The 14565-nt window shown below is 65.5% G+C and carries 13 protein-coding genes and 1 other RNA gene; 12 read left to right on the top strand and 2 right to left on the bottom strand.

Features of this window, described 5'->3' with window-relative positions:
• The first annotated feature begins 59 nt into the window (after positions 1-59).
• The 3 genes from ubiG (at position 60) to ssrA (ending at position 1909) form a co-directional block, all read left to right on the top strand.
• On the top strand, positions 60-785 hold the full coding sequence (ubiG, locus tag R9X41_RS04385) for a bifunctional 2-polyprenyl-6-hydroxyphenol methylase/3-demethylubiquinol 3-O-methyltransferase UbiG (RefSeq protein WP_318633671.1): 726 nt from the start codon (positions 60-62) through the stop codon (positions 783-785).
• A gap of 1 nt (position 786) precedes the next feature.
• Positions 787-1452, top strand: coding sequence for a phosphoglycolate phosphatase (gph, locus tag R9X41_RS04390; RefSeq protein WP_318633672.1), 666 nt, complete (start codon positions 787-789; stop codon positions 1450-1452).
• A 13-nt stretch (positions 1453-1465) separates the two neighbouring features.
• Positions 1466-1909: a transfer-messenger RNA gene (gene ssrA, locus R9X41_RS04395) on the top strand.
• 64 nt (positions 1910-1973) lie between these two features.
• Here the strand turns inward: ssrA and R9X41_RS04400 are convergent.
• On the bottom strand, positions 1974-3605 hold the full coding sequence (locus R9X41_RS04400) for a methyl-accepting chemotaxis protein (protein ID WP_318633673.1): 1632 nt from the start codon (positions 3603-3605) through the stop codon (positions 1974-1976).
• Between the two features lie 322 nt (positions 3606-3927).
• Between R9X41_RS04400 and R9X41_RS04405 the strand changes: the two genes are divergently transcribed.
• From R9X41_RS04405 to ntrC, 9 genes are all read left to right on the top strand, one after another.
• A complete protein-coding gene (locus R9X41_RS04405) occupies positions 3928-4674 on the top strand; it encodes a 16S rRNA pseudouridine(516) synthase (protein ID WP_318633674.1) in 747 nt (248 codons plus the stop codon).
• A 105-nt stretch (positions 4675-4779) separates the two neighbouring features.
• Positions 4780-5784, top strand: coding sequence for a YncE family protein (locus tag R9X41_RS04410; protein ID WP_412556661.1), 1005 nt, complete (start codon positions 4780-4782; stop codon positions 5782-5784).
• A 10-nt stretch (positions 5785-5794) separates the two neighbouring features.
• Positions 5795-6562 carry a polysaccharide deacetylase family protein gene (locus R9X41_RS04415; RefSeq protein ID WP_318635148.1) on the top strand — a complete coding sequence of 256 codons (768 nt, stop codon included), beginning with the start codon at positions 5795-5797 and terminating at the stop codon, positions 6560-6562.
• Positions 6563-6608: 46 nt separating this feature from the next.
• The gene (locus R9X41_RS04420; protein WP_318633676.1) at positions 6609-7649 is read left to right on the top strand and encodes a sterol desaturase family protein; all 1041 of its coding nucleotides are present in this window, start codon (positions 6609-6611) and stop codon (positions 7647-7649) included.
• A gap of 60 nt (positions 7650-7709) precedes the next feature.
• A complete protein-coding gene (locus R9X41_RS04425; protein ID WP_318633677.1) occupies positions 7710-8558 on the top strand; it encodes a competence/damage-inducible protein A in 849 nt (282 codons plus the stop codon).
• Positions 8559-8774: 216 nt separating this feature from the next.
• The gene (glnA, locus tag R9X41_RS04430; RefSeq protein WP_318633678.1) at positions 8775-10190 is read left to right on the top strand and encodes a type I glutamate--ammonia ligase; all 1416 of its coding nucleotides are present in this window, start codon (positions 8775-8777) and stop codon (positions 10188-10190) included.
• A gap of 212 nt (positions 10191-10402) precedes the next feature.
• Positions 10403-10882 (top strand): hypothetical protein, encoded by a 480-nt coding sequence (locus R9X41_RS04435; protein WP_318635149.1) that lies wholly within the window; start codon positions 10403-10405, stop codon positions 10880-10882.
• Entirely contained in the window at positions 10879-11976 is a 1098-nt protein-coding gene (gene glnL, locus R9X41_RS04440) for a nitrogen regulation protein NR(II) (protein ID WP_318633679.1), read from the top strand. Before R9X41_RS04435 ends, glnL begins: the two co-directional genes overlap by 4 nt.
• Before the next feature lie 45 nt (positions 11977-12021).
• The gene (gene ntrC / locus R9X41_RS04445; RefSeq protein WP_318633680.1) at positions 12022-13587 is read left to right on the top strand and encodes a nitrogen regulation protein NR(I); all 1566 of its coding nucleotides are present in this window, start codon (positions 12022-12024) and stop codon (positions 13585-13587) included.
• A 26-nt stretch (positions 13588-13613) separates the two neighbouring features.
• Here the strand turns inward: ntrC and xth are convergent, their stop codons facing one another.
• The gene (gene xth / locus R9X41_RS04450) at positions 13614-14393 is read right to left on the bottom strand and encodes an exodeoxyribonuclease III (protein WP_318633681.1); all 780 of its coding nucleotides are present in this window, start codon (positions 14391-14393) and stop codon (positions 13614-13616) included.
• Positions 14394-14565: the final 172 nt, after the last annotated feature.

Below are 14565 nucleotides of genomic sequence, written 5' to 3' on the forward strand. Positions count from 1 at the left end.
TCAAAGGCCTGCAGGTTTGTCCTGCGGGCCTTTTTTTTATGCCGTGGGAAAATAGCGCGATGCAAGAAACTCTGAATGTGGACCCCGCCGAGCTGGCCAAGTTTTCCGAATTGGCCCATCGGTGGTGGGACATGGAAAGTGAATTCAAGCCCTTGCACCAGATCAATCCCTTGCGCCTGGGCTGGATCGAGTCGCTGGCCCCTTTGGCGGGCCGCAAGGTGGTCGACGTGGGCTGCGGCGGGGGCATCCTGTCGGACGCCATGGCGCGCAGAGGTGCGGAGGTCCTGGGTGTCGACCTGGCCGATCGATCCCTCAAGGTCGCCCGCTTGCACGCGTTGGAAGCCGGCACCGCCGGGGTTCAGTATCGGCGGGTGAGTGCCGAGGATCTGGCTGCCGAACAGCCCGCCGCTTTCGACGTGGTGACCTGCATGGAAATGCTGGAGCACGTGCCCGACCCGGCGTCCGTCGTACGCGCCTGCGCAACGATGGTCAAACCTGGTGGATGGGTCTTCTTCTCCACCATCAACCGTAACGCCAAGGCCTTCCTTACGGCCATCGTCGGTGCCGAATACCTGTTGCGCATGCTGCCGCGCGGCACCCATGAGTACGCACGGCTCATCCAGCCGAGCGAATTGGCCGCCTTCGGGCGGGCGGCGGGGCTCGATCTGCAGGCTTCTCGAGGTCTCCACTACAACCCCTTGAATCGCCGCTACAGCCTGACGTCCGACACCAGCGTCAACTACATGATCGCCACCCGCCGTGCAGGCGGCGAGCAGGGGGCCTGACATGTTCGGCTCCATCGATGCCGTCCTGTTCGACCTGGACGGAACCCTGATCGACAGCGCGCCCGACCTGGGCGGTGCCGCCGACGACATGCGGGTGGCGCGAGCCATGCCCTGCCTGCCGATCGAACGTTATCGCCCCATGTGCGGCGCGGGCGCTCGCGGCATGCTCGCGGTGGCCTTCGGCATGGCGCCGGAGCATCCCGACTATCCGGCCATGCGTGAAGAATTCTTCCAGCGCTACGAACAGCGCATGACGCTCAACACGCAGGTGTTCGACGGCGTGACCGACATGATCGATGCGCTGGAGCAACGCGGCCTGGCCTGGGGCATCGTCACTAACAAGTCGCAGCGCTTCACCGGCCCCTTGCTGGCGTCGGTGGATGAACTCGCCGGCGCGGCCACCGCGATCAGCGGCGACACCACGCCGCATGCCAAGCCCCACCCGGCGCCGCTGCTGGAAGCCTGCCGCCGCATGGCGGTGGACCCGGCGCGCTGCGTCTACGTCGGCGACGACGAACGCGACATCGTGGCCGGCCTCGCCGCCGGCATGGGAACCGTCGCTGCGGCCTGGGGTTATCTGGGCAGCGCGACGGCCATCGAGGCGTGGGGTGCACACGCCATCGCCAAATCTCCTGTCGAGCTCTTGAAACTGCTCGATAACGCCTAAAATATCAGACTTAGGGGCTGCATTGGTTTCGACGTAGGTACGGAATCGCTGTGGTGCATGTCGAGCTCGGTGTGCTCGTAAATCAGACCGAAACAAGCTAATTGCCAACGCAAAAAGCACCGGGTTCTCCACTGTTTCCGCAAACGACGAGCGTGCATACGCTCTCGCTGCTTAAACACTAAGAACCTTCCGTCGCCTCGGCGACGGTCTCGCACCAGTTTGTCTACGGGCTGGGCACGGTTGACGGAGCAATCCGCCAGCTTTGCAGCGGGGTAATTCACGAAGGCTGGGCCCACCCCGTGCACCTTGGGGATGGGCCGAGATCCAAGGGTGCTGGTGACGGGTGCAGCGTGCGACTGCGCGACATCCGCCATGAGACTCAAATCAGCTCGCTAAACATGTAGAACTGCACGGTAAAGGCTTGCGGACGGGGGTTCAAATCCCCCCAGCTCCACCACCTAAGACGATCAACGCCAATGGGAGACCATTGGCGTTTTTCTTTGTCCGCAGGCTGCTTTCGACTAGGCAGCGGACCAGTCCTGTTCGGCGGGAATCGCGCCGAGCCGGCCCTGCCGCCCCAGGAGCCCCGCCGTGGTGTCGGGTGCCCTCGGCGCGGAATGCTGATTTGCAGCCGGATGGGCGCGGTGGCCCGCCAGCGGCTCCATCGCGCCGATCCGGAACACCGAGACGGCCATTACGAGTTGCTCGGCCTGCTGCTTGAGCGCCGACGCGGCCGCAGCACTTTCCTCGACCAGCGCCGCATTCTGCTGGGTGACCTGATCCATCTGCGTCACCGCTTCGCCGACCTGCGAGATGCCGTCGCTTTGCTCGCGCGTGGCCGTGCTGATTTCCGCCACGATCGAGGCCACCTGCCGGATCGATTCCTGCACCTGGCGCATCGACGCGCCCGCGCGGTCGGCCTGCTCGCTGCCCTCTCTGACGCGGGCTCCGCTGGTGTCGATCAGGGACTTGATTTCCTTGGCGGCATCGGCGCTGCGCTTGGCCAGGCTGCGGACCTCGGTGGCGACCACCGCGAAGCCGCGACCCTGCTCGCCTGCCCGCGCTGCTTCGACGGCGGCGTTGAGCGCGAGGATGTTCGTCTGGAAAGCGATCGAGTCGATCACGCCGGTGATCTCTCCGATGCTGCGGGAGGCCTGATCGATGGTGCGCATGGTGGCGACCATGGCGCCGACATCCTCCCCGCTGCGCTGCGCCACGCTCGATGCATTGGCGGCGAGTTCGGCGGCTTGGCGGGCGTTGTCGGCATTGTGGCGAACGGTCGAGCCCAGTTCTTCCATGGAAGCGGCGGTTTGCTCCAGGGCAGAGGCCTGCTGCTCGGTCCGGCCGGAAAGGTCCTGGTTGCCCTGCGCGATTTCGGCGCTGGCGGTCGCCACGCCTTCGGCGTTTCCGCGCACGTTGCCCACCACCGCTGCCAGCGAGATACGCATCTGCGACAGCGCCTGCATCAACTGGGCCGGCTCGTCTCGGCCGGCGACTTCGATGTCCATGGTGAGGTCGCCACCGGCCACCCCCTGGGCGATCTGCACCGCGCGCCCGATCGGACCGGTGATGAGCCGCGTGATCCAGACCGACATGCAGATCGCGATGACCGCCGCCGCGCCGGTCAGAGCCAGCAGGATCCACTGCGCGCTGGCGTACACGGCGCGCCCCGTCTGTTGCGCCCGAGTGCTGCCCTCCCGGTTGACCGCGGCGAGTTCGCCCAGCGTATCGGTCATGGCATCGAACGCTTGTTCCGAAGTGCCCAGAAACAGGTCCGACGCCGCCGCCCGGTCCGACGAGGGTAGCGCGAGCAGCTTTTGCTGCTGCGAATAATAGGCGTCGCGTCTGCTCTTGTAGACGTCGTAGAGGCGGCTTTCCTCCCCGGCGGTGACCAGCGGGGCATAGACCGCTTCCGCCGCGGCGAGGGCCTGATTGCGGCGGCCCAATTCGGCCTTGTACTTGTCGCCCACCTCGGCCGAGGGCGGGAGAAACGTCTCGCTCTCGGTGCGCCGCAGCCGGTTGGCGGCCACGCGCATGTTGCTGAGCGCGTCCACGCTCGGCAGCCAATTGGTGGAAATGTCTTCGGAGGCCGTATGAAGGGTGGCCAGTTGCCCCCAGGCGAGCACACCGAGCAGGATGGTGATCAGGGTCACGATGCCGAAGGCGGTCGAAAGCTTGGCCCCGATGCGGAGGTTGTGGAGATGCATGGGTCGGTCGAGTAGTGAGAAACGGTTTATGCACGGCAGGTGCCTACCGGAACCTGACTGACGTCCTGCCCGGTCGCGACGTGGCTATCGGACTTCCGCGCCGTTGGCCGCACCGCCACTCTGCCCGGCACTGACTAAAATGCTCGTCTGGGATCGCAGGGCCACGAGTCGCTTCCTTCTTCGGTACCGACGTCATTTCCCGGTCTCCCCGAACGCACTGGGCCGCCTCTTGCCGGGGCGGCCTTTCTTCTTCTTCAGATCAGGCGGCATGCAGCTTCAGGACATTCTTTTCAGCCAGGGGTTCGGCACCCGACGTGTCTGCGCAGGGCTGATCCAACAAGGCCTTGTGGCGATAGGGCAGGGCAGCGATGCCATCGTGCTTACCGACGGCACCCACGACGCGAACCCCGAAGGCCTGCACCTGCGGGTTCAGGGGCGCGACTGGCAAGTGCATGCCAAGGCCTACCTGATGTTGCACAAGCCGGCGGGCACCGAGTGTTCGCAGAAGCCGTCGACCTATCCCAGCATCTACACCCTTTTGCCGGCACCACTGCGCCAGCGTCCGTCCAAGAGCGCGGTGCAGGGCGTGCAGGCGATTGGCCGGCTCGACCAGGACACGACCGGCCTGCTCCTGCTGTCCGACGACGGCCAGTTCATCCACCGCATGGCCTCGCCCAAGCACCACCTGCCCAAGGTGTACGAGGTCACGACCAAGCATGCGCTGGAAGACCAGCAGGTGAGCCGTCTGCTGGCCGGCGTGGTGCTGGACGACGACCCCCGGCCGGTAGCCGCCGCAGCCTGCGAAATCGTCGGCGAGGCGGGTGTGTCCTGCCATCTTCGCCTGACGCTGACGCAGGGCAAGTACCACCAGGTCAAACGCATGCTGGCCGCCGTGGGAAACCGGGTCGAGGGGCTGCACCGCTCGCGCATCGGCGCACTGGAACTGCCGGCCGATCTCGCGCCGGGCCAGTGGCGTTGGCTGCAGCCCGAAGATCTAAGTCTGCTGAAGGCGTGATTCACGAGGTCGAATCCCGATTGGACCGTTCGTTACCTCTTCGCGGGAACCTCCGGGTCCGCCGAGCCCCTTACACTCTCCGGTTGCTTGCCACTGCGTCACTCGATGTCGAACGTTCGTTCTCTTGCCCGTAGCGCAGTATTCGCGCTTGCCACGTTCGCGATTTCCGTGGCGAACGCCCAGCCGGCGGCGCCGGCGATCCGCACTCCGGTCTTCGTGCTGAATTCGCTCGATGCGAGCGTCAGCGTGATCGACCCCGTCACCTGGACGGAAAAGGAGCGCATTCCGACCGGCAAGGAGCCGCATCATCTCTACCTGACGCCCGACGAGAAATCGTTGATCGTCGCCAACGCGCTGTCGGATTCGCTGACTTTCCTCGACCCGCGCACCGCCCAGGTTCAGCGCACGGTACGCGGCATCGTCGATCCGTACCAGTTGCAGTTCTCGCCCGACATGAAGTGGTTCGTGACGGCTGCCAACCGCCTGAACCATGTCGACATCTATCGCTGGGACGGCCAGGACCTGACCCTGGTCAAACGGGTGGCAACCGGCAAGACCCCGAGCCACCTCTTCATCGACAGCAAGAGCACCACGCTGTATTCGTCCATGCAGGACAGCGACGAGCTGGTCTCCATCGACATGGCCACGCAGACCATCCGCTGGCGCATCAAGACCGGCGCCATGCCGGCCGACGTGTTCGTGGCGCCCGACGACCGCACGCTGTTCCTCGGCCTGACCGGCGGCGACGGCGTCGAGGTCTATGACGTCGGCGGCGCGCAGCCCAAGCTTCTGCGCAAGATCGCGACCGGCCGTGGTGCCCACGCCTTCCGCGGCGCCGGCGACGGGCGGCACCTGTTCGTCAGTAACCGGGTCGCCAACACCATCAGCAAGATCGACATGCAGACGCAGACGGTGCTGGCCAGCTATCCCGCACCGGGAGGCCCGGACTGCATGGACCTGTCGGCGGACGGCCGCTTCATTCTCGTCACCTCGCGTTGGGCCAAGAAATTCACCATCGTCGATACGGTGACCTCCAAGGTCGTGCTGCAGGTGCCGGTGGGACGTTCTCCGCACGGCGTCTGGACGCTGGACCATGCGCGCCAGCGCTAGCCGTTTCCTGATGGGCATCGTGGCCGCCGGCGCCACGGTGTCGGCGCTGGCCGCCACCTGCGACAAGCCTGTCTACCTCACGCTCGATACCGGCCACATGGGCATCGCGCCTTTGGTCGCCGACGTATTGCGGCGGCAGCAGGTGCCGGTCACCTTCTTCGCCGCCAACGAGCCGACCAAGGAAGGCGACGGCAGCCTGGGCGATCACTGGGCGCCCTGGTGGAAGGCACGCGCTGCGGAAGGCCACGAGTTCGCATCGCACACCTTCGACCATGCCTACTGGCGTGGCGACGTCAAAGGCTCCGGCGCGGTGCGATTCAAGCTGCGTCCATCGGCCGGACCGCAGACCGGCAAGGAGTCGATCGTCGAAGCGGCGGCCTATTGCGCCGAGGTGCGCCGGTCGGCCGACCGGCTGCAGCAGATCACCGGGCGCAAGCCGCTGCCGCTGTTCCGTGCGCCCGGCGGCAAGACTTCGCCGGCCCTGATCGCGGCTGCACGCCAATGCGGCTATGCGCACGTCGGCTGGTCTCCGGCGGGCTTCCTCGGCGACGAGTTGCCGAGCGAGACCTTCACCAACAAGGCCTTGCTCGACAAGGCGCTGCGCACCATCCGTCCGGGCGATATCCTGCTGGCACACCTCGGCATCTGGTCGCGCAAGGATCCCTGGGCGCCGGCCGATCTGGAGCCGCTGATCGTGGGTCTCAAGGAACGCGGCATGTGCTTCGCCACCTTGCGCGAGCATCCCGACTACCGGGCCTGGATCGCGCAACATCCCTGATACCTTTCGGTTTGAACCGACGGCCCCGGCCCCGACTCCACCGCACATGGATTTCTTCGCCAACGCCTTCTCCATCGCCCAGCAGTGGCTCTTCGAAACCGTGGTGCAGCCCGGCATGTTCATGCTGGGCATGTCCGGCATGATCGAAGACGCCTACGACGGCACCGGCTGGCTGCTGATCGGGCTGATCGAGATCGCCATCCTGATGGCCGTCGTCGGACCGCTCCAGCGCTGGCGTCCGGCCGAGCCGGTGCGTGACCGGCGGGCGATTCGCATCGACATCCTCTACACCGTCATCTACCGCGTCGGCCTCTTCCGGGTGGCTTTGTTCCTGGCAGTGCAGCCGCTGTTCGACGATGTCTTCGGCTGGCTGCGCGTGAACGGCCTGCACACCTTCCAGCTCGACGATATCTGGCCGGGCGTAACCGACATCGCCTGGGTCAGCTTGCTGCTCTACGTCGTGGTTTTCGACTTCCTGGAGTACTGGATCCACCGCGGCCAGCACCAGCTCGAATGGTGGTGGAAGCTGCATGCGCTGCACCACTCGCAGCGGCAGATGACCATGTGGAGCGACAACCGCAATCACCTGCTCGACGCGGTGCTGCACGACGCCATCGTGGTGGTGGTCGCGCAAATCATTGGTGTGCAGCCGAGCCAGTTCATCGCGGTGGTGGTGCTCAGCCAATTGAGCGAAAGCCTGCAGCACGCCAACCTGCGGATCTGGTTCGGCCGCATCGGCGAGCGCCTGTGGGTGAGCCCGCGATTCCATCGTCGCCACCACAACATCGGCGTCGGCCACGAATGGCCGCTCGCCGTCGACGATGCTGCCGCGCGGAATACGCCGGGCGGCGGTCACCAGGGCGACGGCATCCCGCCGGTCGGCACGGCGCTCGGTGGCTGCAATTTCGGCGTGCTGCTGCCTTGGTGGGACATGCTGTTCCGCACCGCAGACTTCACGGTGCGCTTCGACCCGACCGGCATACGCGACCAGGTCGAGCCCGATGTCCACGGACGCGTGCGGGACTACGGCGAGGGCTTCTGGTCGCAGCAATGGCTGGGCGTCAAGCGCCTGTTCGGGCGCGGCTGACACACCCGCGCCGCTCGCCGTGCGCTGGCAAGCGTCATGGCCAACGGCTAGGATGGCCGGATGACCACACTGCAGCCTTCATCCCCGGCCGACACCGCACCGGCCTTCGGGCTGATCATCGTCGGCGACGAAATCCTGTCGGGCAAGCGGGCCGACAAACACATGCCCAAGGTGATCGAACTGCTCGCGGCGCGCGGCCTCCAGCTCGCCTGGGCCGACTACGTGGGCGATTCGCCCGAGCGCCTCACCGCCACCCTGGCCCGGGCATTCGCGGGCAACGACGTGGTCTTCAGCTGCGGCGGCATCGGCGCGACGCCGGACGACCACACGCGCCAGTCTGCCGCCGAGGCCCTCGGACAGCCGCTGCAGCTTCATCCCGAGGCCGAAGCCCTGATCCGCGAGCGAATGCAGGACGTGGCCCGCGAGGCCGGCCAACCCTATGAGCCGGACCGTGCCGACAACCTCCACCGACTCAACATGGGCGTGTTTCCGGCCGCGGCCCGCATCATTCCCAACCCCTACAACAAGATCCCCGGCTTCAGTTGCAAGGGAGTGGGCGGCGGCGAGGTGCACTGCGTGCCCGGGTTCCCGGTGATGGCCTGGCCGATGATCGAGTGGGTGCTCGAAGACCGCTATCCGCACCTGTTCCATCGGCGGGTTTTCGAAGAGCGATCGGTGATCGTCTACGGTGCGATGGAGTCGGCCCTGACACCCCTCATGGTGCAGATTGAGGCCGTGCATCCAGGGGTGAAGGTGTTCAGTTTGCCGAGCGTGGACCATCCGGTGCATGGCCGCCATATCGAGCTCGGCGTCAAGGGTGAGGCAGCCGAAGCCCGCGCGGCGTACCCGGCATTGCTCGCCGGCCTTCATGTCTTTGGTGCGAAGCTAGGCCCCGAATTGGTGCGCTGAACTTGCATGGTCTTGGTGCATTGGGCATGCGCCGTGATGGTGCATTTCCAGGGCGGTTTTTTACAAACTTTTAGGTACTCCGACCCGAGGAGGTTACAGGTCGTCGGCACAATCTCGCGTCGGGCGCATGGGCATGTGCACCACGTTTGGCACAGAAACTGCATCGGCTTCTGCTGCTAGCTTTTCCAACGCGCATTCAACTTTCTGGAGATCCTGATGGCCAAGACCGTCGCAGACGTGATGAAGATGGTGAAAGAAAACGAGGTCAAGTTCGTTGACTTCCGTTTCACCGATACCCGCGGCAAAGAACAACACGTCACCGTGCCGGTTTCGCACTTCGACGAAGACAAGTTCACCTCCGGCCACGCATTCGACGGCTCGTCCATCGCTGGCTGGAAGGGCATCGAAGCCTCGGACATGCAGCTCATGCCCGACCCGAACACCGCCAACATCGATCCGTTCTTCGAAGAGCCGACGATGATCCTGACCTGTGACGTGATCGACCCGGTCGACGGCAAGGCCTACGAACGCGACCCCCGCTCCCTCGCCAAGCGCGCCGAAGCCTACATGAAGGCCTCCGGCCTGGGCGATACCGCTTACTTCGGACCGGAACCCGAATTCTTCGTCTTCGATAGCGTTCGCTGGAAGAACGACATGTCCGGCTGCTTCGTCAAGATCGACTCGGAAGAAGCTTCCTGGAACACCGACAAGGAATACGAACACGGCAACACCGGCCATCGTCCGGCCGTCAAGGGTGGCTACTTCCCGGTTCCCCCGGTCGACAGCTTCCAGGACATGCGCTCGGAAATGTGCCTGGTGCTCGAAGGCCTGGGCATTCCGGTCGAAGTGCATCACCACGAAGTGGCCAACGCCGGCCAGATGGAACTCGGCACCAAGTTCAGCACGCTGATCCAGCGTGCCGACTGGGTCCAGCTGCAGAAGTACGTCATCCAGAACGTCGCCCACGCCTACGGCAAGACCGCGACCTTCATGCCCAAGCCGATCGTCGGCGACAACGGCTCTGGCATGCACGTGCACCAGTCGGTCTGGAAGGACGGCAAGAACCTGTTCGCCGGTGACGGCTACGCCGGCCTGTCGGACTTCGCGCTGTACTACATCGGCGGCATCATCAAGCACGCCCGTGCCCTGAACGCGATCACCAACCCCGGCACCAACAGCTACAAGCGTCTGGTCCCCGGCTTCGAAGCACCGGTGAAGCTGGCCTACTCGGCCAAGAACCGCTCGGCTTCCATCCGCATTCCGTTCGTCGCCAACCCGAAGGGCCGTCGCGTCGAAGCGCGTTTCCCGGATCCGCTGATGAACCCGTATCTGGGCTTCGCCGCGCTCCTGATGGCTGGCCTCGACGGCGTCGAGAACAAGATCCACCCGGGCGAAGCCGCCACCAAGGACCTGTACCACCTCCCGCCGGAAGAAGACGCGCTGATCCCGACCGTTTGCCACAGCCTCGACCAGGCGCTGGAGCATCTGGACAAAGACCGCGCCTTCCTGACCAAGGGTGGCGTATTCACCGACTCCTACATCGATGCCTACATCGACCTGAAGATGCAGGAAGTCACCCGCTTCCGCATGGCGACCCATCCGGTCGAGTTCGACATGTACTACTCGCTGTAATCCTGCGGGCCTGCTTCGGCAGGTTTCGACCAAGGGCGGCTTCGGCCGCCCTTTTCCGTGGTGCCGCGGCGTGTGCCGTCATCGACGCCGGGTGCCCCGGCGTTAGTAGGGCTGGTCGAGCCCGGCGTGCGTGATTGGCGCGATACTGCCCGGTTCGTCCGCGGAGCAATTTTTCGATGATCCAGGTTTTCCGGTTTCCGATTCCCGCCTGCATGGCCTTCGCACTGCTGCTCGGCTGCTGCGCAGCGGCCACGGCCCAGGACGCGCGCATCTACCGGTGCGGCAACGAATACACCAACAATCCCGCCGTGGCCAAGCAGCGCGACTGCAAGCTCATGGAGGGCGGCAACGTCACGATCGTGCAGGGCACACGGGCCGGCGGGGGAGGCGGCGGTAACGCAACGCCGGTCGTCACGGCGCCGCCGTCGGCGGCGCGGATCGACAACGACCAGCAGCGCGCACGCGACGCCGATGCCCGTGCCATCCTGGAAAACGAACTCCGCCGTGCCCAGCTCCGTCAGGCCGAGCTGCAGAAGGAATACAACAACGGCGAGCCCGAACGCATGGGCTCCGAAACCCGCAATTACCAGAAATACCTCGATCGCGTGGCCGAGCTCAAGGCCAGCATCGCCCGCAACGACAGCGACATGGAGGGCATCCGGCGCGAGCTGGCCCGCCTGCAATCCCGATGAGTCTGCGAATCCCCGGCGTCGGCAAACGGCCGCCGCCACCGGCTGCCGAGCGTTATCAATCCTTCGACCTGCTCGCCACCCTGGTGGCGGTGGTCCGCTCCGACGGCGCCGTGCTTTTTGCCAATGCGGCGCTCGAGGACGCCATCGGCACCTCGCGCCGGACGATCGAAGGTACTCCGATCGGGGATTTCTTCATCGAACCCGAGTTGCTGCGCAACGCGCTCAACGGCGCGGTCGACAACGAATTCGCGGCCCTGCGCTACGACGATGCGATCCGGCGTGCCAACCACGAGACCTTCCCGGTCCATGTCATCGTCGCGCCGACCGACCGCAAGGGCGAAGTCGTCATCGAACTGCTGCCGATGGAGCAGCAGGCCAAGCAGGATCGCGAAGAGCGCCTGATCGACCAGACGCAAGCCAACAAGGAGCTCATTCGCAACCTCGCGCACGAGATCAAGAACCCGCTCGGCGGCATCCGCGGCGCGGCGCAGCTGCTGCAGATGGAGATCGAGTCGCGCGACCTGATCGAATACACCCAGGTCATCATCCACGAGGCCGACCGGCTGCAGGCGCTGGTCGACCGGCTGCTGGCGCCGCATCGCCGGCCGCACCTGGTGGGCGACGTGAACATCCACGAGGTGTGCGAGCGGGTGCGCTCGCTGATCGTGGCGGAGTTTCCGCGCGGTTTGCGGGTGGTGCGCGACTACGACACCTCCATCCCGGAATTTCGCGGCGACCGGGAGCAGCTGATCCAGGCGGTGCTCAACATCACCCACAACGCGGCGCAGGCGCTGGCCGAACGCATCGCCGACGGCGAGGGCCGCATCGTGCTCAAGACCCGCATCGCGCGGCAGGTCACCTTCGGCAAGCAGCGCTACCGACTGGCACTGGAATTGCATGTCATCGACAACGGACCGGGCGTGCCGGCCTCGATCAAGGATCGCATTTTCTACCCGCTGGTGTCGGGCAGGGAAGGTGGTTCCGGCCTCGGCCTGACCCTGGCGCAGACCTTCGTGCAGCAGCACCATGGACTGATCGAGTGCGAAAGCGTCCCGGGAAAGACAGACTTCAAGCTGCTGATCCCGTTGCCGTGAATCTGACCGACTGACAACGAAAACCGACTGGGCGATAAGCAAGACATGAAGCCGATCTGGATAGTAGACGACGACCAATCCATCCGCTTCGTGCTGGAAAAAGCCCTGCTGCGGGAAGACCTCCCCACCCGCAGCTTCACCAATCCGCGCGAAGTGCTGGCCGCCCTCGAGGACGCCGGTGAAGACGATCCCGACAACCAGGGGCCGCAGATCCTGGTCAGCGACATCCGCATGCCGGGTGGCTCCGGACTGGACCTGCTCGAGAAGGTCAAGGCCAAGCATCCGGGCCTGCCGGTCATCATCATGACCGCCTTCTCCGACCTCGACAGCGCCGTCTCGGCCTTCCAGGGCGGCGCCTTCGAATACCTGCCCAAGCCTTTCGACCTGCCGAAGGCGGTCGAACTCATCCGCCGTGCGGTCGAGGAAAGCCAGCGCGAGGAGATCGCCGAAGAACGCATGGCCGCCACGCCCGAGATGCTCGGGCAGGCGCCGGCGATGCAGGATGTCTTTCGTGCCATCGGTCGGCTGTCGCAAAGCAACGTCACGGTAATGATCACCGGCGAGTCCGGTTCCGGCAAGGAACTGGTGGCGCGTGCGCTGCACAAGCACTCGCCGCGCGCCAACGGGCCGTTCGTCGCGATCAATACCGCAGCCATCCCCAAGGACCTTCTGGAAAGCGAGCTCTTCGGCCATGAGCGCGGCGCCTTCACCGGCGCGCAGACCATGCGTCGCGGCCGCTTCGAGCAGGCCGAGGGCGGCACGCTGTTCCTCGACGAAATCGGCGATATGCCCTTCGACCTGCAGACCCGTTTGCTGCGCGTGCTGTCGGACGGCCATTTCTACCGGGTCGGCGGCCACAACGCGGTCAAGGCCAATGTCCGCGTGATCGCCGCCACTCACCAGGACCTGGAACTGCGCGTCAAGGACGGCGTGTTCCGCGAAGACCTGTTCCACCGCCTCAACGTCATCCGGCTGCGCCTGCCCGCACTGCGCGAACGGCGCGAGGACGTGCCCACGCTCACCCGCCATTTCCTGCAGCAGAGCGCCAAGCAGCTCGGCGTGGAACCCAAACGCATCTCCGACGGCGCGCTGGCGCGGCTGGCCACGTTCGGCTTTCCCGGCAACGTGCGGCAGCTCGAGAACATCTGCCACTGGCTGACGGTGATGGCGCCGGCGCAGGTGATCGAGCCCAAGGATCTGCCGCCGGAGGTCTCCGGCGTGGAGCCGCTGCCTTCGGCCAACGCCGCGGCGCCGGCTCTGGTGGTGCCCCAGGTTCCGGCTGCGTCTTCGCTGGCTGCACCGACCTACGCGGTCGCGGCGCCGCTGCCCGCCGGCTTGGATGGCAGTCCGAGAATCGTCCCGCCGGTCATCGCCGACGTCCCGACTGCCGCGGGCGGCGATGCCTGGGAGCAGGGCCTGGAAGCCGAGGCCCTGGGCTTGCTGGCCGACGGCCGCAACGATGTGTGGGACCAGCTGTCGCGCCGCTTCGAGTCGCGACTCATCCTGACCGCGCTCGCCAGCACCCGCGGGCGCCGCATCGAGGCCGCCCAGCGCCTGGGCATCGGCCGCAACACCATCACCCGCAAGATCCAGGAGCTGGGTCTCGAATAGAGACCCTTCACTGATCGCCCAGGCGCTCAGCCGCCCAGTGTCACTACCACCGGTGCGTGGTCGCTGGGCTGCTTGTTCTTGCGCGGCGCGCGGTCGACGGTGCAAGCCGTCACCTTCGGCTTGAGCGCCGCGCTCACCAGAATGTGGTCGATGCGCAGTCCGCGGTTTTTCTGGAACCCAAGCATGCGGTAGTCCCACCACGAAAAGCTTTTCTCCGGCTGGTCGAACAGGCGGAAGGCGTCGGTCAGGCCGAGGTCCAGCAGGGCCTGGAAATGCTGGCGCTCTTCGGTGGTGTGGTGGATGGTTTCGCGCAGGCCCACCGGGTCGAAACTGTCGCGGTCTTCCGGGGTGATGTTGAAGTCGCCCAGCAGCACCAGCCGTTCGTGCGTGTCCAGTTCCTTGGCGACCTGGGCGCGCAACGCGTCCAGCCAGCGCATCTTGTAGGCAAACTTTTCGCTGCCGGGCTCCTGGCCGTTGACGAAGTAGCCGTTGACCACCCGCACCGGGCCGTCGGCCGTCTCTATCGTCGCGCTGATGACGCGGCTCTGCTCGTCCTCGAAACCGCCGATGTTGCGCACCACGTCGGCCAGCGGCCGCAGGCTCAGGATGGCGACGCCGTTGTAGGTCTTCTGGCCGAAGGTGGCCGCCTGGTAGCCGGCCTCGCGCAGGACGTCGAGCGGAAACTTGTCGTCGGTGAGCTTGAGCTCCTGCAGGCAAAGCACGTCGACCGGATTGGCGATGAGCCAGTCGAGCACCTGCGGCAGGCGCACGGCCAGGGAGTTGACGTTCCAGGTGGCTATACGCAAGGGTTGCCCCGTTTCATAGGTGATTCATGGAAGATTGGTTCGGGCTCGACTTGCTTATGTCCTGCGTCGTATCGAAAAACGGTTGGTCCGGCCCGAAAGGGCTGACGGAAGCAGGGCAATCGAGCGCCGATGGTGCCGGCAGGATATCAGGCGCCGGAACACCGTCTGGCGT

The organism is Xylophilus sp. GOD-11R (assembly GCF_033546935.1).
Classification (GTDB): Bacteria; Pseudomonadota; Gammaproteobacteria; order Burkholderiales; family Burkholderiaceae_C; genus Xylophilus.